21 protein-coding genes are annotated in these 18,660 nt (G+C 65.0%); 14 read left to right on the forward strand and 7 right to left on the reverse strand.

Translation table 11 applies throughout. From position 1 onward, the window contains the following. Window positions 1–245 precede the first annotated feature (245 nt). The 3 genes from ASG57_RS02905 (at window position 246) to ASG57_RS02915 (ending at window position 2,381) form a co-directional block, all read left to right on the forward strand. Entirely contained in the window at window positions 246–563 is a 318-nt protein-coding gene (locus ASG57_RS02905; RefSeq protein WP_024338505.1) for a hypothetical protein, read from the forward strand. A gap of 175 nt (window positions 564–738) precedes the next feature. Further along, window positions 739–1,395: a peptide-methionine (S)-S-oxide reductase MsrA gene (msrA, locus tag ASG57_RS02910; protein ID WP_024338504.1), complete on the forward strand. Its 657-nt coding sequence runs from the start codon at window positions 739–741 to the stop codon at window positions 1,393–1,395. Window positions 1,396–1,640: 245 nt separating this feature from the next. Next, the gene (locus ASG57_RS02915; RefSeq protein ID WP_024338503.1) at window positions 1,641–2,381 is read left to right on the forward strand and encodes a polysaccharide biosynthesis/export family protein; all 741 of its coding nucleotides are present in this window, start codon (window positions 1,641–1,643) and stop codon (window positions 2,379–2,381) included. A gap of 83 nt (window positions 2,382–2,464) precedes the next feature. Here the strand turns inward: ASG57_RS02915 and ASG57_RS02920 are convergent, their stop codons facing one another. From ASG57_RS02920 to ASG57_RS02930, 3 genes are all read right to left on the reverse strand, one after another. After that, on the reverse strand, window positions 2,465–3,136 hold the full coding sequence (locus tag ASG57_RS02920) for a dienelactone hydrolase family protein (RefSeq protein WP_024338502.1): 672 nt from the start codon (window positions 3,134–3,136) through the stop codon (window positions 2,465–2,467). Between the two features lie 158 nt (window positions 3,137–3,294). Beyond that, on the reverse strand, window positions 3,295–3,630 hold the full coding sequence (locus ASG57_RS02925; protein WP_024338501.1) for a hypothetical protein: 336 nt from the start codon (window positions 3,628–3,630) through the stop codon (window positions 3,295–3,297). Window positions 3,631–3,654: 24 nt separating this feature from the next. After that, window positions 3,655–4,419, reverse strand: coding sequence for an alpha/beta fold hydrolase (locus tag ASG57_RS02930; RefSeq protein ID WP_057195650.1), 765 nt, complete (start codon window positions 4,417–4,419; stop codon window positions 3,655–3,657). A 360-nt stretch (window positions 4,420–4,779) separates the two neighbouring features. Between ASG57_RS02930 and ASG57_RS02935 the strand changes: the two genes are divergently transcribed. The 3 genes from ASG57_RS02935 (at window position 4,780) to ASG57_RS02945 (ending at window position 9,064) form a co-directional block, all read left to right on the forward strand. Then, window positions 4,780–5,271, forward strand: a complete 492-nt coding sequence (locus ASG57_RS02935; protein ID WP_024338499.1) for a (2Fe-2S)-binding protein — start codon at window positions 4,780–4,782, stop codon at window positions 5,269–5,271. Continuing rightward, on the forward strand, window positions 5,268–7,553 hold the full coding sequence (locus ASG57_RS02940) for a xanthine dehydrogenase family protein molybdopterin-binding subunit (protein ID WP_057195651.1): 2,286 nt from the start codon (window positions 5,268–5,270) through the stop codon (window positions 7,551–7,553). Before ASG57_RS02935 ends, ASG57_RS02940 begins: the two co-directional genes overlap by 4 nt. A 416-nt stretch (window positions 7,554–7,969) precedes the next feature. Then, window positions 7,970–9,064, forward strand: coding sequence for an HD-GYP domain-containing protein (locus ASG57_RS02945; RefSeq protein WP_024338497.1), 1,095 nt, complete (start codon window positions 7,970–7,972; stop codon window positions 9,062–9,064). A gap of 94 nt (window positions 9,065–9,158) precedes the next feature. Here the strand turns inward: ASG57_RS02945 and ASG57_RS02950 are convergent, their stop codons facing one another. Continuing rightward, the gene (locus tag ASG57_RS02950) at window positions 9,159–10,739 is read right to left on the reverse strand and encodes an AMP-binding protein (protein WP_057195652.1); all 1,581 of its coding nucleotides are present in this window, start codon (window positions 10,737–10,739) and stop codon (window positions 9,159–9,161) included. A gap of 217 nt (window positions 10,740–10,956) precedes the next feature. After that, window positions 10,957–11,367: a VOC family protein gene (locus ASG57_RS02955; RefSeq protein ID WP_057195653.1), complete on the reverse strand. Its 411-nt coding sequence runs from the start codon at window positions 11,365–11,367 to the stop codon at window positions 10,957–10,959. Window positions 11,368–11,492: 125 nt separating this feature from the next. On the opposite strand from ASG57_RS02955, the gene ASG57_RS02960 reads away from it, so the two are divergent. The 3 genes from ASG57_RS02960 (at window position 11,493) to ASG57_RS02970 (ending at window position 13,187) form a co-directional block, all read left to right on the forward strand. After that, window positions 11,493–12,467 carry a Bug family tripartite tricarboxylate transporter substrate binding protein gene (locus ASG57_RS02960; protein WP_024338494.1) on the forward strand — a complete coding sequence of 325 codons (975 nt, stop codon included), beginning with the start codon at window positions 11,493–11,495 and terminating at the stop codon, window positions 12,465–12,467. A gap of 80 nt (window positions 12,468–12,547) precedes the next feature. After that, window positions 12,548–12,817 (forward strand): DUF3551 domain-containing protein, encoded by a 270-nt coding sequence (locus tag ASG57_RS02965; protein ID WP_057195654.1) that lies wholly within the window; start codon window positions 12,548–12,550, stop codon window positions 12,815–12,817. Window positions 12,818–12,908: 91 nt separating this feature from the next. Continuing rightward, entirely contained in the window at window positions 12,909–13,187 is a 279-nt protein-coding gene (locus tag ASG57_RS02970; RefSeq protein ID WP_082528881.1) for a DUF3551 domain-containing protein, read from the forward strand. A gap of 12 nt (window positions 13,188–13,199) precedes the next feature. Here the strand turns inward: ASG57_RS02970 and ASG57_RS02975 are convergent, their stop codons facing one another. Beyond that, a complete protein-coding gene (locus ASG57_RS02975; protein ID WP_057195655.1) occupies window positions 13,200–14,441 on the reverse strand; it encodes a S1C family serine protease in 1,242 nt (413 codons plus the stop codon). A 195-nt stretch (window positions 14,442–14,636) separates the two neighbouring features. Here ASG57_RS02975 and ASG57_RS02980 point away from each other — a divergent pair, with 195 nt between their 5' ends. The 4 genes from ASG57_RS02980 to ASG57_RS02995 all read left to right on the forward strand — a co-directional run bounded on the left by ASG57_RS02980 (window position 14,637) and on the right by ASG57_RS02995 (window position 16,970). Beyond that, complete coding sequence (locus ASG57_RS02980) at window positions 14,637–15,254, forward strand: hypothetical protein (protein WP_057195656.1); 618 nt, start codon at window positions 14,637–14,639, stop codon at window positions 15,252–15,254. Then, a complete protein-coding gene (locus tag ASG57_RS02985; protein ID WP_024338489.1) occupies window positions 15,241–15,615 on the forward strand; it encodes a transcriptional regulator in 375 nt (124 codons plus the stop codon). The genes ASG57_RS02980 and ASG57_RS02985 overlap by 14 nt, the downstream gene beginning before the upstream one ends. A gap of 31 nt (window positions 15,616–15,646) precedes the next feature. Beyond that, the gene (locus ASG57_RS02990; protein ID WP_024338488.1) at window positions 15,647–16,387 is read left to right on the forward strand and encodes a di-trans,poly-cis-decaprenylcistransferase; all 741 of its coding nucleotides are present in this window, start codon (window positions 15,647–15,649) and stop codon (window positions 16,385–16,387) included. A gap of 97 nt (window positions 16,388–16,484) precedes the next feature. Then, entirely contained in the window at window positions 16,485–16,970 is a 486-nt protein-coding gene (locus ASG57_RS02995; protein WP_028145878.1) for a Crp/Fnr family transcriptional regulator, read from the forward strand. Here the strand turns inward: ASG57_RS02995 and ASG57_RS03000 are convergent. Next, window positions 16,909–17,736 (reverse strand): metallophosphoesterase family protein, encoded by an 828-nt coding sequence (locus ASG57_RS03000; protein ID WP_024338486.1) that lies wholly within the window; start codon window positions 17,734–17,736, stop codon window positions 16,909–16,911. The two genes, ASG57_RS02995 and ASG57_RS03000, sit on opposite strands and share 62 nt — an antisense overlap. 209 nt (window positions 17,737–17,945) lie before the next feature. On the opposite strand from ASG57_RS03000, the gene ASG57_RS03005 reads away from it, so the two are divergent. Then, window positions 17,946–18,632, forward strand: coding sequence for a DNA-3-methyladenine glycosylase I (locus ASG57_RS03005; protein WP_024338485.1), 687 nt, complete (start codon window positions 17,946–17,948; stop codon window positions 18,630–18,632). The last annotated feature ends 28 nt before the right edge of the window (window positions 18,633–18,660 follow it).

An 18,660-nucleotide genomic window follows, 5' to 3' on the forward strand; every position in this document is an offset into this window, starting at 1 on the left:
TGAAGCTCAAGGCGCCTGCAACTGCTCAAAGAACAGCGGCGGCAGGATTGCGCCCACCGCCAGTCGGCGCCCTTATAGTCAGGGTCTTCGGCACCGTCAACGCTTTCGGGAGCTGGAAATCCTGCCTTTGGCGGCTTGGCGCGCGCCCTAACGCCCTGAAGAGGTTGAATTTCTGCCGTCGCCCGGTTATTGGCTGGCAACGTTCCGAAAAGGTTGTCCGATCGGACGACCATCGCAGGTGAGGCATGATCCGCGGCTTTTTCCGACTGATTGGGCTCTTGCTGCTCGCCGGCGGGTTCATCTTCATGGTCTATGATGGCGCCCGCTGGGTGGCCGACCAGACCCTCCAGTTCACCCGGTTCGGCCAGTTCTGGAACGACATCAATCAGGCCAGCCAGGCGGCATTCCGCACCTGGGTCGAGGCCAAGGCGCCCTGGCTATGGACCTCGGTGATCCGCCTCGTGCTGGATCAGCCGGTCTTCGCCGTCCTAGGCATTCTCGGCATCCTGCTGATGATCCTGTTCCGGCCGCGCAAGCCGTTGATCGGCTATTCCCGGGATTGATCTTCAATTCCGCCGGGATTGATCTCAATCTATCGCCGGGACTGAGCCCTCCGAGCTGGCAGCCGCGTAACACGGCTGCCCCTTGCTGCGTAGATGCCTATATTCCCACCTGATCGCGAGCGCGCCGCCTGAGTGTCTGGCTCACGCGACGGACAGCTCGTCTCGGAGATCCGTCATGCTGTTCATGCGCAAGACCACCGCATTGCCGAGCGCAACCGAAGCGCTGCCGGGCCGTGCACAGGCCATCCCCACCGCGACCACCCATTTCGTCAACGGCGCCAAGCTCAAGCCGCCTCATCCGGCCGGTCTCGAGCAGGCGGTGTTCGGGCTCGGCTGCTTCTGGGGCGCCGAGCGCAAGTTCTGGGAGCTTGGTGACGGCGTCCACGTGACTGCCGTCGGCTACGCCGGCGGTCACACGCCGAACCCGACCTATGAGGAAGTCTGCTCGGGCCGCACCGCTCATACCGAAGTGGTGCTGGTCGTGTTCGATCCGAATAAGATCTCCTACGACAAGCTCCTGAAGACGTTCTGGGAGAGCCACAATCCGACGCAGGGCATGCGTCAGGGCAACGATATCGGAACGCAATATCGAAGCGCGATCTACACCTATTCAGATGCACAGAAGAAAGCGGCCGAGGAATCCAAGGCGCTCTACCAGAAGGCGCTTGCTGCAAAAGGCCTTGGTGCCATCACGACCGATATCGCGCCCGCAGGCGCGTTCTACTTCGCCGAGGACTATCACCAGCAATATCTGGCGAAGAATCCGGCCGGCTATTGCGGCCTGGGCGGCACCGGTGTGTCCTGCCCGATTGGCGTCGGTGTGAGCGCGTAAGTCGGCTCCGGGCTCGCCGCACCTCTCCCGCTTGCGGGAGAGGTCGCATCGCATCGTGAGATGCAATGCGGGTGAGGGTTCTTTCCTCCAGGGGATAGTCCCTTTGGGGAGATGCCCTTTCCCCAACCCTCTCCCGCAAGCGGGAGAGGGGCGCACCGCCCTGCTTGCAGAGCAGCCTCACTCAACGCTTTATTAACCATAACCGGTGCATCACTGAAGCTGTCTCGTTTCGAGGGATAGGTCCGGTGCCGGTTGCACGCGCGTTTCGATGGTCGAACTTGGCGTCCTTGGCAGCGTCCGCCGCGCTTGCCCTTGGCGGCTGCGTGCAGACGACCGGTCCCGTCGCGGTGATGCAGCCGCGTCCCGATCTCGACTCCATGGCCTATGGCCAGCCTTACAATGCGCCGCAGCCGGTCGTCGTTGCCAACAACGGCGGTGGCGCCATCGCGGCGCTGAGCAACTCCTTTGCAGCTTCGCCCGCACCCATGCCGGTCGGCTACTCCGCGCCCATGACGGTGCGCCAAGGCGCATCCTATCATCTCGACGCCGGCGACAAGCTTCGCGTCGTCGTCTACGGCCAGGAAGGTCTCACCAACAGCTATGCGATCGACGCCGGCGGCTCCATCACCATGCCGCTGATCGGCGCGGTGCCGGCGCGCGGCCGCACCACGGCGGGGCTGGCCGGCGAGATCGCCGCGCGCCTGCGCAACGGCTACATCCGCGAGCCTTCGGTAGCGGTGGAGATCGAGACCTATCGTCCCTTCTTTATCCTCGGCGAGGTCCTCGCGCCCGGCCAGTATCCTTACGTGCCGAACATGACCGTCGAGAGTGCGGTCGCCATCGCCGGCGGCTTCTCGCCGCGCGCCAAGCGCGACATGGTCACCGTCACGCACAGCGAGAACGGCGCCTCGATGCGCGCCGTGGTGCCGCTCGGCACGCCCCTCGCCCCCGGCGACACCGTGTTCGTCGGCGAGCGCTGGTTTTAAGGTTTCAGATCGCCTGTCACCTTCGTCATTCCGCGGTCGCGCTGCGCACGCCCCGGAATGACGGCCGGAGCGAGCGTGTCCGCCTATCTCAAATGCTTCGCGAAGAACGCCATGCTGCGCGGCCAGGCGACGTCGGCGCTGGCCTTGTCGTAGCTGGCGCGCTCGTCGCAATGGAAGCCGTGCTGGGCACCCGGATAGACGAAGACCTCCACATCCGGCCGCTTCGACTTGATGGTCTCCACGTCGGTCAAGGGGATGCCGGCATCCTTCTCGCCGAAGTGCAGCTGCGTCGGCGCCTTCGGCGTCTCGTCGGCAAAGCGCACCACCGCGCCGCCGTAATAACCGATCGCGGCCTTCAGCCCCGAGAGCCGCGTTGCCGCGAGGAAGGCGATGCTGCCGCCGAGACAGAAGCCGATGATGCCGACGGGGCCGACGCTCCTCGCGGCATCGATCGCGGCTTGCGTGTCGCGCAGCATCGCGGCCCAGTCCGGATTGGCGACGAACTTGCGGGCCTCCGCAATCTCGTCGGGCGAATAGCCCGACTGGAAGTTCGGCGACGTCCGGTCGAAGATCGACGGTGCGATCGCGACATAGCCCTCCTTGGCGAGGCGGTCGCAGACCGAGCGGATGTGGTGATTGACCCCGAAGATCTCCTGGATCACCACGACGGCGCCCTTCGCGCTGCCTGCGGGATCAGCGCGATAGGCGCCGAGCTGGAAATTGTCGGAGGCCGTCAGCTTGATGTCCTGTCCCACGGGGTATCCTTCCAGTTGTTACGAACCTGTCTCTTTCCCCTCATCCTGAGGAGCGCGCACCTGCGCGCGTCTCGAAGGATGTAAGGCCGAGACGGCAGAGCCGGGCCTTCATCATCGAGACGCTTGCTGCGCAAGCTCCTCAGATGAGGGGCGGCACCTCACTCCCACATCCAGTTCTCACCGTAATCCTCCTTCCATCCTGCCAGCCGTCCATGACGGAACTGCAGGAACAGGCGGTGGCGGTGGGGAAGCAATCCGCTGCCGCCGATGTTGCGCAGCGCGAGATAGATTTCGTTGCCGGGACGGCCACGCACATATTGCAGGGGCTGGCCGAGGGCACGCGCGGTCTCTCCGGCATCCATGCCGAAGGCGAGCGGCGTGTTGTTCGACAAGGTCGTGACGAAGGGCTGGCGCGGCGGCATGGCGCCGAACGGTTCGGCCTGCGCAGATATCGACAGCAACGTCGCGCCCGCTGCCAGTATCGCCCGCTTCATCGCCAATGCCCTTGCTTGATCGACCTATGCCGGCAAGTTCTTCAGGAAAGGCACGACCGCGTCAACAAAAGCCTGGGGCTGGTCGATGTTGACGGCGTGCCCGGCCGCGGGGATCACGACCTTTTGTGCGCCGGGGATCTTGGCCGCCATGTAGTCGGACGCCGCGAGGAACGGCGTGTCGTCGGCGCCGACCACGATCAGGGAGGGCACCTTGATGTCGGGGAGCAGCTCGATCACGCGCGCATCGCGCTGGGTCAGCATGCCGCGCGCAGCGAGCGCGAGACCCTTGGCGTCGCGATGGCTGGCGGTGGCGCGCTCGCGCGTCGCCGCCTTCAGGACATCGAGACCTTCGCGATCGAGCCTGTCGGCAGTGGCAAGTGCCCTTGCGTTCCAGGTCTCGCGTGCGTCGTCCTTCTTGAAACCGGGGCCGGTGTCGATGATCAAGAGCGCGCGGGTGCGCTCCGGATGCGCGCGGTAGAACGCCAGCGACATGTAACCGCCGAGCGAGAGTCCGCCGATGATGGCGCGCTCTGCGCCGACCGCATCGAGGATCGCCGCCATGTCGCCGACCGTGAGCGCTTCGCTGTACGCGCCGGGATCGTCGGGATAATCGGACTGGCCGTGTCCGCGCATGTCCCACAAGATCAGCCTGTGGTCTTTCGCGAGCGCCTCGATCTGCTCATGCCACATCGCCGATGTCGAGGAATAGCCATGGGTCAGCAGCAGCGGTGGCCCCTCGCCATGAACCTCGTAGTGGATTCCGACGCCGTCCCGATCGATCCTCGGCATTGCTTCCGCCCTTCTTTTCTCGCCGCGACACCGCTGGACCTTCTCCCACAAGGGGAGAAGGGACGTGCCCGCGGCGGCGGTTGTACTCTAACGCGCCAAGTTACCTCAAAGAAACTGCCTCGATACGATGGCACGCATGTTCGCCAACGCTCTCTGTTGCGTCCAGTCGCTGCATCAAGCCCCGCTCTTGCAATGCACAACCTGTCCGCGCCGCGTTGCTTTCGACTCGTTCCAATTTGCATTTGCCTCCGCGCCTGAACGCGATCATTCTCGCGGGCAAGGCTGACGCCAGCCCGGTGGGCGTCCGCCGTACAAGTCGCCGCCGTAAGCGGCTTCATGCACCGGCAGGGGAAGACGCCTATGCCAACACTCACCATCAACGGGCGGAGTCTGTCCGTGGATGCGGCGAACGACACGCCGCTCCTCTGGGCGATCCGCGAGCAATTGCAGATGACCGGCACCAAGTTCGGCTGCGGTGCCGGGCTGTGCGGGGCCTGCACCGTGCACGTCAACGGCGAAGCCGTGCGCTCGTGCCAGACCATGGTCGGCGACGTCGCCGGCAAGAAGATCACCACCATCGAAGGCCTTTCCGCCAAGGGCGATCATCCCTTGCAGAAGGCGTGGATCGCCGAGCAGGTACCGCAATGCGGCTATTGCCAGTCCGGGCAGATCATGCAGGCAGCCTCGCTGCTCGCCAGGAATCCCAACCCGACCAAGGAGGAAGTGGTCGCGCATATGGACGGCAATCTCTGCCGCTGCATGACCTATTCGCGGATCCAGAAGGCGATCATGCGCGCCGCATCCGAGATGCGTACCGCGTCCGCCACCTCCGGCGAGCGGAGGCCCACATGAACGAGCACGTGAAGAACGTCGTCCCCGCGACGACCGATCTCAGCCGCCGCTCCTTCCTGGTCGGCACCGCCGCGACCGCCCTCGTGCTCGGCTATGCCGCGCTGCCCGGCATCGATGCTGCGGCTGCCGCGGCACCGGCCAGTTTCGAGCCGAGCGTGTGGTACGCGATCTCGCCGGACGGTCTCGTCACCGTGACCTGCGGCAAGGCCGATATGGGCCAGCACATCGCCTCCACCATGGCGCAGCTCGTCTGCGAGGAGCTGGGCGCGAAATGGAGCGACATGCGCGTATCGCTCGCCTCCAACGACCCCAAGTTCAACGATCCCGTCCTGGGCGCGCAGATCACCGGCGGCAGCTGGTCGACCATGATGAATTTTGATGCCATGAGCCGCGCGGGCGCCGCCGGCCGCATGGCACTGACGGAAGGTGCGGCCGCCGCAATGGGCGTGCCGGCGTCGGAGCTCGTGGTGCGCGATTCCATGATCGTGCATCCGAAATCGAAGAAGCAGATGTCGTTCGCCGAGATCGTCAAGAGCGGCAAGGCGACCAAGACCTTCACGCCCGATGAGCTGAAGGCGATCAAGCTGAAGACGCCCGACCAATACACCATGATCGGCGTCTCGGTGCCGCAGCTTGATATTCCCTCCAAGACCAACGGCACGGCCAAGTACGGCATCGATGTGATGCTGCCCGGCATGGCCTATGGCGCGTTGGTCACGCCGCCGGTGCGGTTCGGCGCCACCGTGAAATCGGTCGACGACAGCGCGGCGAAGAAGGTGCCGGGCTTCATCAAGGCAGTCACGCTCGACGACAAGACCGGCACGACGTCGGGATGGGTCGTCGCCGTCGCCAGCACCTACGCCAACGCCAGGAAGGCGGCGCAGGCGCTGAAGATCGCCTATGACGCGGGTCCGAACGCCAAGGTGTCGAGCCAGTCACTGCTCGACGAAGCCAAGCGGCTTCAGAAGCTCGAGGATTCCGGCCAGTTCTTCGTCAAGGACGGCGATCCCAATGCAGCCTTCGGGTCGGCGGCCAAGGTGGTGGAGGCCGAGTACACCACCAGCATCAACATCCACGCGCCGCTGGAGCCGATGAACGCCACCGCGGAGTTCAGGGGCGACATCCTGCACGTCTATTCCGGCAACCAGTTCGCGACGCGCTCCGGCGCGATCGCCGCAGGTGCGGCCGGGATCGATCCGAAGTTCGTGGTCATGCATCAGCATTGGCTTGGCGGCGGCTTCGGCCGGCGTCTCGATGCCGACATGATGATTCCCGCCGTGCAGGCGGCCAATGCGGTCGGCAAGCCGGTCAAGGTGATCTACTCGCGCGAGAACGACATGACGATGGATTTCTCGCGTCCGCTCACCTACCAGAAGGTCAAGGCCGGCGTGGACGGCGACGGCAAGCTCATTGCGATCAGCCACGACGTGGTCTCGGCCTGGCCGACCGCGCGCTGGGGAATCCCCGATTTCCTGACGCCCTCGGTCGACAAGAAGGGGCCGCTTGATTCCTTCACGGTGAACGGGGCGGACTTCTTCTACACCGTGCCCAACCATTATGTGCGCGCGATCAAGAACGAACTCGCGCACAACGCCACGCCGTCCGGCCAGCTCAGGTCGGTGGCGCCGGGCTGGACCTTCTGGGCGGTCGAAAGCATGATCGACGAGATCGCGGCCGCGACCGGCAAGGATCCGGCGCAATTCCGCATCTCGCTGCTCGACGGCGCCGGCAAGAACGACGGCGGCGCGCAGCGGCTGCGCAACACGCTGCTCGCCGCGATGGGGCTGTCGGGCTACGGCACTAGGCAATTGCCGAAAGGCGAGGGCATGGGCGTTGCCTGCGTGTCGTCGCAGGAGCGCGCCAGCGCGAGCTGGACGGCCTGCGTCGCCCATGTCGCTGTCGCGCCGTCGGGCGCGGTGACCGTGAAGAAGCTCACGGTCGCAACCGACGTCGGCACCCAGGTGCATCCCGACAACATCCGCGCCCAGGTCGAGGGCGCGGCGCTGTGGGGCCTGTCGCTGGCGATGTACGAGAAAGCGACGCTCAAGGACGGTGGCATCGAGCAGACCAATTTCGATGGCTATACGCCCTTGCGCATGAGCCAGACGCCCGAGATCGCGGTGGCCGTGATCGCCAACGGCGAGAAGGCAACCGGGGTCGGCGAGCCCGCGGTGACGGTGGTCGCCCCCGCCATCGGCAACGCCATCTTCAACGCCTCAGGCGCCCGCGTCCGGGCGCTGCCGATCACGGCAGAGGCGGTGAAGGCGAGCATGAGGGCGTAAGGCTGATGAAGGCTGCTTGAGACGATCCGCCGGAGGGCCAACCTCCGGCGGATTGTTCTTTGGCGCGGTGACAGTCCCACCCTCACTGTCATGCTCCGCGAAAGCGGGGCATCCAGTACGCCGCGGCCTTTCGGGTCCAGCCGTGCCAGCTCGGCGTACTGGGTCGCCCGGTCAAGCCGGGCGACGACAGCGGAGGGTGTGCCGAGAGCATCCAAAATTCCCCTTTGTTATCAGTGCCAGTTCTACTGTGCATGGGGTTGTTTTCGCGCCTTGGTTCGGACCCCCTGCTGCGGGACCAGAATTCCCTAAAATTGAGCACAATCCCCCAAGGTTCCATTGAGCACGCCTCTTAAGACCCGGAGAACCTGATCCGTCTTAGGCTGCTGGCAAATCCCGTCCCGTGCCTTGGGGAAGTCATGAACGCCGCAGCCAAACCCGCCGCCAAACGTCGGCTTCTTCTCGCCTCCGATCGCAGCGACGGAAGCAGCGAGCTCGCCAGCATTCTGACGGCGGTCGGCGACGTCTCCACGGTGAAGACGGAAGACATCCCCGCCCAGCCGGCGCGCGATCTCTCCGGCCTCGTCGTCGACATCAACCTGCGCTCGCCCGATAGCGTGCAGCGGGTTCGCAACAAGCTGCGCGGCGATGCCTACCGTTCGATGCCGCGGCTGTTCGTGCTCGCGGACGCCCTGCATCATGGCACCATGCAGGCCTGGGCGCTGGGGGCCACCGATACCATCTCGCGGCCGCTTCAGGCCGAGGCCATCCTGCAGCGCATTCGCGCCGCCTTCCCGGACACCGCCGCCTATGACGCGACCGATCGCGGCAAGACGCTCAACCGCGGCGTCGAGGCGGCGCACGCGGTGCTCACCAAGATGTTCGAGAAGCTGCCGCTCGGGGTGCCGCTGACCTTCGACGACGTCATTGCAGCCGAGAGCAAGATCCTGAAGGCGATCAAGCATTCCTCGCTGCGCGAATGGCTCACCACGGTCGGTTGCCACCATGTCGGCAGCTATCGTCATTGCCTGTTCGTCACCGGCTTCGCGGTCGCCTTCGCCCAGCATCTCGGCATGCGCGAGGACGACCAGCGCCGCCTGACCCGCGCCGCGCTGCTGCACGATGTCGGCAAGGCCTTCGTTCCGGCCTGGCTGCTCGACAAGCCGGGCAAGCTCACCGACGAGGAGATGGCCGAGGTCCGCCAGCATCCGCGGCGCGGCTATGAGGCGCTTGCCGAGCAAGGCGGTTTCCCGCCGGAAATGCTCGACGTCGTGCTGCATCATCACGAATTCCTCGACGGCTCCGGCTATCCGAACGGCCTGTCGTCGAACCAGATCAGCGACATCGTGCGCCTCACCACGATCGTCGATATCTACGCCGCGCTGGTGGAGAAGCGCGCCTACCGCATGCCCTTCACCCACTCTCGCGCCTTCACGATGATGGAAGGCATGGGCGGCAAGCTCGATCAGCAGCTGCTGCAGGCGTTCCGGCCGGTGGCACTGGGATCGTTCTGACAATCTAATCCGTCATTCCGGGGCGCACGAAGCGCGAACCCGGAATCTCGAGGTTCCGGGTTCGATGCTTCGCATCGCCCCGGAACGACTGTGGCTACCCCAGCATCTTCCGAAGCTCCGCCTTCGCCACCTTCTCCAGCGTGGAACGGGGCATGTCGTCGACGAGCCTGATCTCGCGCGGCACCTTGAAGTCGGCGAGGCCTGCGCGGCAGGCCGCCATCACACGATCATGCAGATCCGGCGCAGCGCCCGCGACGCCGCCCTGCGGGATGATGAAGACGACAGGCACCTCGTCCAGCATCGGATGCGTCTTCGCCACCACGGCCGCCTCGCGCACGCCAGGCACCACCGCGATCACCTGCTCGATCTCGGAGGCCGCGACGTTCTCGCCGCCGACCTTCAGCATGTCCTTGGCGCGGTCGCCGAACTTGATGAAGCCGTTCTGAAGCCGCTCGACCCGATCGCCCGTGAGGAAGAAGCCGTGCTCGTCAAAGCTCTCGCGCGTCGCCTTCTCGTTGTGCAGGTACTCGGCGAACAGCGACAGACCGGGAATTCCCTTGATCGCGAGATTGCCGGTGCCGCCGACTTCCGTCGGCCGGCCGTCGTCGTCGGTGATGCGGATCTGATATTCCGGCGCGGCCCGGCCGATCGACATCGGGATGTTGGGCTGGTCGATCTCGCCGACGATGCCGTGGGTGATGGTTTCGGTCATGCCCCACCAGCCGATCATCTTGATGCCGAAGGCGGCGAAGGCCGGCGGCTCGTTGATCGCCGTGCCCCACAGCCGGAACTTGTGGTCGTTCGGGATCTCCTGCTCGAGCAGCGCTTTCATGCAGAACGGAATCGTGGAGGTCCAGGTCGCGCCGTGCTCGCGCGCGACGCTCCAGAACCGGCTGGCGGAGAAGCGCGGTTGGATCACGCAAGTCGCCCCGACCCACAGCGTCGCCAGCATGGAATAGGCCAGCGCATTGGTGTGGAACAGCGGCAGATAGGTCTGGTGCACGTCGCTCGCATGCAGATCCTCATGCGCGGCATTGATCTTGGCGCCCCACAGCGCATTGGCATGGGTCCACAGCACCGCCTTCGGCCGCGACGTCGTTCCCGACGTGTATTGCACGCTGCACGGCGCCAGCGGATCAGTCGCGCGCCTGGGTCGGTCGGCGCTGTCGGCGAACAGGGATTCGAAACTGTCACCGCGCGAGACCGCTTGCGCCGGCGCAGCGCCTGCGTCATGCGCGATCACCGCCATCCATCGGATGTTGCGGCAGTTCTGCGCAACGAGGTCCGCATAGGACGGCTGCGTGATCGCGGCGACCGCGCCGCAATGATCGGCAAAGTACTCGATCTCGGCCGGCGCCGACCGCGTGTTGGTGGTGACCGCGATCGCCCCTAATTCGACACAGGCAAACCAGGCCAGCATCGCCTCGATGCAATTGTCGAGATGAATGAGCACGTATTGGCCCGGATTGACGCCGCGCCTGGCCAGCCCCGCCGCGAGCGCACCGACCCGCTCGTGAAATTCGCCGTAGCTCCAGCGTCGCGCCGGCGCGTCGAACGGAGCCCAGATCAGGAACGGATGATCACGCCGGACCTCGGCGCGCAGCTTGAGCAGCCAGGGCACGTCGAGCCCGTCGAACGGGCTCACGATTCCGGCGGCGGTCTGTTGAACTGGCATGGCTCCTCCCGGTGCGGCCCTGCATCTTGCTGCGGGCTGTCTATCGATTATTGCGTCTTCCTGCCACCGGATGGCCCGGGGCGCAATCGCGGGGCACACCCTATCTCCCCCGTCATTGCGAGGAGCCCTTGCGACGAAGCAATCCAGCCTCGCTCAGCGAAGACAGTCTGGATTGCTTCGCTACGCTCGCAATGACGGTGGGTGGCGCCAGAGTGCCTCAACCCTCGTATGACGATATCTCGATCAAGCTGCCATCCGGATCGCGGCAATAGACCGAGCGCAGCGTGCCGCGGGCGCCTTGCCTCGGGCCCGGCCCGGCCTCGATCGCAACGCCATGTGCCTGCAAATGCGCCACCACCTCATCCGGTGTCGCGGAGGTGAGGAAGCACAGATCCTCGCTGCCGGCAGTCGGGTGGCCGGCGGTGAACCAGTCCACCTTGTCGGCATCGCGTTGCCGGACGTTGATCCTCTGGTTACCGAACTCGAGGAAAGTGCGCGGCGCTTTGCCGCCGCCGGGGTCGAACAGCTTGACTTCCATGCCGAGAATCTTGCGGTACCACTCAGCGGTCACCGCGACATCGCTGACATTGATCACGAGATGATCCAGGGCATGAACCTTGATCGGCATGTCTCATCCTTTCGTCATGACGCGCCCGCGCGCACTTTCCGCCCGCGGCGAGCTTTGTTACAACCGCATCGACGCGACCTTCAAGCCAATCGGCCTTCAAGAACAACACTGGGAGAACCCTCGAGATGATCACTCGCCGTACCGCGCTGGGCCTGCTTGCCGCCAGTCCGCTTGCAGCCACCCCGCTGTCGAAGGCCCTGGCCGCCGATTATCCGGCCCGTCCGGTGAAATGGGTGGTCGGCTATCCGCCGGGCGGGGCCACCGACATCCTGGCGCGGCTGATCGGCCAGCGGCTCTCGGAAAGGCTCGGCCAGCAATTCGTGGTCGAGAACAAGCCTGGCGCCGGGAACAATATCGCGACCGAATCGGTCATCAACGCCGAGCCGGACGGCTACACGCTGCAGCTGGTCAACCCCGCCAACTACATCAACGCCTCGCTCTACAAGAACCTCAAGTTCAACTTCGTGCAGGATATGGCGCCGGTCGCCTCGTTCCAGCGCGTGCCGAACGTGATGACCGTGAACAAGGACGTGCCGGCGAAGACTGTCGCCGAGTTCATCGAGTACGTGAAGGCCAACCCCGGCAAGGTGAACATGGCCTCGTCCGGCAACGGCACCTCGGTGCATCTGTCCGGCGAGATGTTCATGGCCATGACCGGCTGCAAGATGCAGCACGTGCCCTATCGCGGCGCCGCTCCCGCGCTCACCGACATGCTCGCCGGCCAAGTGCAGGTGATCTTCGACAACATGCCGTCGGTCATCCAGCACGTCCGCTCCGGCGCGTTGCGCGCCATCGGCGTCACCACCACGGAACGCTCGCCGCAGCTGCCCGACGTGCAGCCGATCGCCGACACCGTGAAGGGCTACGAGGCGAGCGCGCTGTTCGGCATGGGGGCGCCGAAGAACACGCCGAAGGAGATCATCGCCAAGCTCAATGCCGAGGTCAACGCGGTGATCAAGGAGCCCGACATGGCCAAGCGTCTGGTGGAGCTCGGCGGCGAGCCGCGGGCGCAGACGCCCGAGGCGTTCGGCGCGGAGATCAAGGCCGAGACCGAGAAGTGGCGGAAGGTCGTCGAGTTCGCGGGCTTGAAGGTCGAGTAGGCCGGATAGCAACCTGGCGGCCTTGCCGGCGTTCTCCGGAGGAGACTTCATTCGTGGAGCGTCCGGCAAGGAGCACGCAGATGCGCAAGGCAATGCTCGCAATGATCGCACTGGCTGGATTGGGAGTCGGCAGCCTCGCCGGCACCGATCCAGCCGCGGCCTATGATTATCCCTGGTGTGCCCAGGGAAGAGGCTACGGTTACCCCGGTGAATGCGCCTACCGGACCCTGCAACAATGTCAGGCGAGCGTGTCCGGGCGCCTGCTGACCTGCGGGATCAATCCGCGCGCGGCGTACAACCAGCAGCGGCCGGTGCGCCGGCATCGGCATGATTACTACGCGCCCTATTAGGGAGGCGACTGGCTCCACGATCCGGAGAAAGTGACTTGACGCGACCTGGCAAACGGGGACGCTCTATCCTCGTTGCACTGAAGGACGGCTCGTGAGCAGGATTCAATGCGCTCTGGCGGCGCTGGCCGCCATCTGTCTGCCAGCCTTTGCCGGCCTTACGCCGACCGCGGCCCGCGATTATCCCTGGTGTGCTCAGGGCGGCGAGTACGACTATCCCGGCGAATGCGCCTACAGCACCTACGAGCAATGCCAGGCCAGCGTGTCGGGCCGGCTGCTGTTCTGCGGTCGCAATCCTCGTTTCGCTTACGGGCTGAATCGGCCGCCTCAGCCGCGGCCGCACCGGCACGTGCGGGCCGTCGCGCCATACTGAGGGAATCACGGCCTACCGCTTGGCATCGGCTTGTCCCGTGCCATTGCATGAGATCAGCATTGTGTAGGCCCGGGCGTTGGCAGCGATCTCGGTGGTTTTCAGTTCGCCCTTCGGCTCTGCGGTCTGGTAGGGCACTACGGAATTGTCGAGGAAGTCACGCAGCGCGCCCGTCTTGATGGCGAAGTTGATGTTCTCGGGGATATTACCGGTAGCGACTGCAATCCGCAGATTGTCGAGTTTTCCCGTGACCACGCCGACGATCTGGCCGGTGGTGTCGAACAGCGGGCCTCCGCTGTTGCCGGGCTGCACGGGCGCGCTGATCTGCAGGAAACGCGAATCGTTCCGCATGCCACTGAGCGAACTCACGATCCCGGTGGTCACGGTGAAGTCAGAGCTCAGCAGTCCGCGGTAGGGAAAGCCGATCGCGACGACCGAGTCGCCAGAGCGTATCGAGCGGTCGCGGATTCGAGCAAAATCTCTGAACGTCGCCGTCGACGGCGCCTGCAGGAGGGCGAGATCGTTGATTGCATCGATCGATACAACGCGCAACGCAACCGCGGCCTCGCCGGTCAGATTGCCCTTGAGGTCGCTGCAGCCGTCGATCACGTGATGGTTCGTGACGACGTGTCCATTGCCGCTGACCACGAACCCAGTACCACTCCTGGACTTGCCGGACTTGCTGGCCGGCGGTGACGCCGCCTTGTCCGCCGTGGCCGCAGGCTTCGCACTGCCCTTTGCGAAATCTCCCGCCTTGTTGAGCCCATCGGCTTTCACCCGCGTGACGCAATTCGCCAGCGCAGCGACCAAGGGCGCCGTCGATGTCAGCACGAATTGGAGCGGCTTGCTGCCATTGGTCGTCACCACCATCAGGCTTGCCTTCTGGAAGGTGCGAGCGACGCTGGGGGGCAGGATGGTCGTCACCATGTTGGGTGCATTGGAGGTCGCGAACAGTCTGGCCTGCTCCTGCCCATCGAAGATGAAGTCGATGGGCGCCGTATCGCCCTTGTTGAAGCGAAAGCTGGGGCTGGCAAAGCTTAGCAGCCATGAGCCTGCCGCATTCTGCGCAACGACGAGACTCACCCCGTTGGCGTAAGGTGCCGTCGCCGCGCAATGGGAGAAGGCGCCCGTCTCATCATTGCTGAAAGCGCCGCCGATCCAGTTGCCGACATTGACGGTTCCGAACGGACCCGCCGCGTTGGCCGCGGAGACACTCACCTGCAAAACGAACGCAACCACAAACGATCTCAGCCACATACCAGCCCCCAGAACGCCCTTGGGTTCATCTTATCCGTCAGGGCGGGGTACGCGCAACCTGCAGTTGTTACTGCAATTTCGATCCGGCCGGCGCGACATTCGGCCTTGCCTTTGCTTTGCCGCGCCATATACTTTGCATTACAAAGTAACCTGCATCCCGCAATGCCGGGGGCGGAACGAGGTTTGGCATTGCCAATGCGCGATCTCGACAAGGCACTTTCCGACATCGTTGCGATCCGCAGCCAGATCGCTGCGGGCACTGCATTCCGCGGGTACGGCCCGGCGACCATGGCGGCGACCGGCGCCGTCGCGCTCATCACCGCGGTCCTGCAATTCTGGCTCTTGGATGATCCCACCGGCGAGCCGCTCGGCTTCTTTCTCGGCTGGTTCGTTGCGGCCGCGCTCTCGGCACTGATGATCGGGATCGAGATGCGCGCGCGCTCGCGCCGTCACCATTCAGGCCTTGCCGATGCCATGATCCATCAGGCGGTCGAGCAGTTCCTGCCGGCCGGCGTTGCCGGCGTGCTGCTCGCGGTCGTGACGTGGAAGTTCGCCAGCGAGACGTTGTGGCTGCTCCCGGGACTGTGGCAGATCCTGGTTTCGCTCGGCATTTTTGCCTCGATCCGCTCGTTGCCGCGCACCGTCGCGCTCGCCGGCGCCTGGTATTTCCTGTCCGGCTTCGCGGTCGTGGTGCTCGCGAGCCAAACCCACACGCTGTCGCCATGGACCATGGGGCTGCCCTTCGTGATCGGGCAGGCGGTGATGGCGGCCATCCTGCATGTCGCGTCCGGAGATGACGATGCCGAAGACTGACAGCGCGCCCTTCTCTTACGAAGGACTCGATCGCGTGATCCACGAGAAGGCGAGGCTCGGCCTGTTGACCTCGCTGATGGCGCATCCCAAGGGGCTTGCCTTCGGCGATCTCAAGCAGCTCTGCGGCCTGACCGACGGCAATCTCAGCCGGCACCTCGCCGTGCTCCAGGAGGCCGGTCTGGTCGAGGTGACCAAGGGCTACGAGGGCAACCGACCGCACACGACCTGCCGCCTGACCAAGGCCGGCCGCCGGCGCTTCCTCGACTATCTCGCCGTGCTTGAGCGGCTGGTGCGCGACGCAGCGAAAGCCGCCGGCCGCGAGGCGCCGCCGCTCGGGCGCCTCGGCATCGCATCGACCTGATCATCCCCCTTTTTTGCCCGGAGACTTTGTAATGCAAAGTGAAACAACGTCCCGCCACGAGAAGCTTCATGTCGGCATCATCATGGACGGTAACGGCAGATGGGCGACGCGGCGCGGCCTGTCGCGCGTGCGCGGCCATGAGGCGGGCGTCGAGACCATCCGCCGGATCGTCGAGGCAGCACCCAAGCAGGGCATCGGCGCACTGACGCTTTACGCGTTCTCCACCGACAATTGGCGCAGGCCGAAGGCCGAGGTCGCCGCGCTGATGACCTTGCTGCGCTTCTACCTCGCCAACGAGGTGCAGAGCCTGGTCAAGAACGGCGTGCGTCTCACCGTTATCGGCCGCCGCGATCGCTTGCCTGAGGGCATCGCCACCGCGATCACCCGCGCGGAGGAGGCCACCGCCGATGGTGGCACGCTGCATTTGCGCATCGCCGTCGATTATTCCGCGCGCGACGCCATCCTCAATGCCGCGGCAAAGGCGGCTGCGCTCACCAGCCTCACCCGCGAAGCCTTCTCCCAGCTCGTCACCGGCGAGGCCGGCCTGCGCGATGTCGATCTCATCATCCGCACGTCCGGCGAGAAGCGTCTATCGGACTTCCTGCTCTGGGAGGGTGCCTATGCCGAGCTGCACTTCACCGAGCGGATGTGGCCCGAATTCGACGCAGGTGATCTTGCCGAGGCGCTCGCCGCCTTCCATGGCCGCGAGCGCCGCTTCGGCGGCCTGCGGGCGATCGTGCCGGAGGAGGTGCCTTCGCTCTCTCGGGTGTGATGTCGCGGCCGCCGCGGCCACGTTGATTTGCCGCGTGGCACGGATCGTGCTCTAGTCTCTCGCGATGGAGTGTCCGCAGCGATGGGAGCTTCGCAAGATGCGCGCGGTTCTGGATTATTGCACCGGCGGAACGGAACGGCAGCTTGCCGCCGGCACGACAATCGTCGCAGAGGGCGGCACCACCGGCCATCTCTACGTGCTGATGCAAGGCAGGCTCGAGGTGCTCAAGGGCGAGATGGTGGTCGCCACCGTCACCGAACCCGGCGCCGTGCTGGGTGAAATGTCCGTGCTGCTCGGCCAGCCGCATACGGCAACGGTGCGAGCCTGCTCCGACGCAGTCGTCTACGAATTCGAGGATGCCGCCGCCTTCCTCGAGAGGGAGCCGGGTGTGGCGCTGCTGATCGCGAAGATGCTGGCGCAGCGCCTCAATGCCGCCAATACCTACCTCGCCGATCTCAAGCGCCAATATGCTGGCCACGGCACGCATCTGGCCATGGTCGGGGAAGTGCTTCAAAGCATGATCAACCTGCCGCCGCTTGAGGTCTCGCCAGGCTCGGATCGGCAATCCGATCCAAGAATGTGAGCCAGGCCGGAGGCGCCTCGATGGCAGCGGCGGGGCGCTGTAGCGGAGCATTCAGGTCGATCCATTGCGCCTCACCCGCCGCAAGCCAGAACGCCTTGTCCGCGTCGAGGTCCAGCACGATGTAGGTCGGGGGGCGGCCGGGTTGCAGTCCGGTGTTGAAGACCCATGTCTGGCCCAGCCGGTCGAACCACGATCCATCGCCGATGAAGGGCGATTGATGCACATGACCCGAGATCACCATGGACGGCTGATATTGCTTGATCCACTGCACCAGCTCGACGTCGCCGAAGAAGCGCTTGCCGCCCCAGCTTGTCGGCGAACCCGCCGGCGGCGCATGATGCGCCCAGATCCAGCGCTGCTTCCGGCCTGCGGCGGCATCGCGCAACTGCTCGACAAGCCGTTGCTTGACGAGCGGTCCGTCCCACCACGGGCACACCGTGAAGCTTGTGTCGCCGATGCTGAAGCTGTCGCCGTCGCAGGCAATGCCGAGCTCGCGCATCTCCGAGATCCAGCGCGATACCTTCTCGCCCTCCGCGTTGCGCCCGTCGAGGTCGTGATTGCCGGAGCAGAGGATCACGCGGGTCGTCGCGGCGAGAAGCGCAAGGTATTTCTTCACCACCAGGATTTGGGCGCGGAAATCCACGATCGAGCCGATGTCGAGCGCATCGCCGGCGAAGATCACGAGGTCGAATTGCGGCGCCGCGCTGACCAGCCAGTCGAGCTGAGGCAGCGAATAGTGCAGGTCGGCCACGACCAGGCAGCGCATTGGAGAACCGTCCGCGAGCGATCGAGAATGTCCGGGAATTTCAAACGACACAAAGCAAGAAGCAGACCAATACGACTGCTCGCTTCCTCATTCCACCGCGCGACAGCATGCTTGGACGCGTGGCACAGGCAAGGCTCAGGCAGTGCGAGGGCTGGACCGGATCGCCGAACTCTGATGTCCTTGCATACCCTCAACCGCTCGTGCCCCCAATGACTCCCTTCAAGACCATTCGCGCCCGCGCCGAGAAACGAAAGGGCGGGCCCAAGGCGCTCGAGAAACTGCTGCCGGCAAAGCCTGACCTCAAGCGGTTGGCGAGGCTCGGCGATGACCGCATCCTCGCCGAAATGACCAAGCGGGTGTTCTGCGCCGGTTTTGCCTGGAGCGTGATTGATTCCAGATGGGACGGCTTTGAAGACGCCTTCCTGCATTTCCAACCCGCCACGCTCACCTTCCAGCCCGAAGACTATTGGGAGGGCCTGCTGGCCGACGCGCGGATCGTACGCAACGGCGCCAAGATCATGTCCGTGCGCGACAACGCCGCCTTCGTGCAGGACATCGCGAAGGAGCACGGCAGCTTCGGCAAGTTTCTGGCGAAGTGGCCGTCGTCCGACGAGATCGGCCTGCTCGATCTGCTCACCAGGCGCGGCAGCCGGCTGGGAGGCAACACCGGCCAGATGTTGCTGCGCTTCGTCGGCTGGGACGGTTTCGTGACGTCCAAGGACGTCGTGGCGTGCCTGCGCAATGCAGGTCTCGATATCGCTGAAGAGGTCAAGTCGAAGGGCGATCTCGCCAAGGTGCAGGCGCAGTTCAACGCCTGGGCCGAGGAGACCGGCCTGCCTTACACTTATCTTTCGCGCATCTGCGCGCTGTCCGTCGGCGAGGTCAAAGGCAAGTAGCAGTCGATGTAAACCAAGGAGAACGAGA

Source organism: Bradyrhizobium sp. Leaf396 (assembly GCF_001424605.1).
Taxonomy (GTDB): Bacteria; Pseudomonadota; Alphaproteobacteria; order Rhizobiales; family Xanthobacteraceae; genus Bradyrhizobium; species Bradyrhizobium japonicum_C.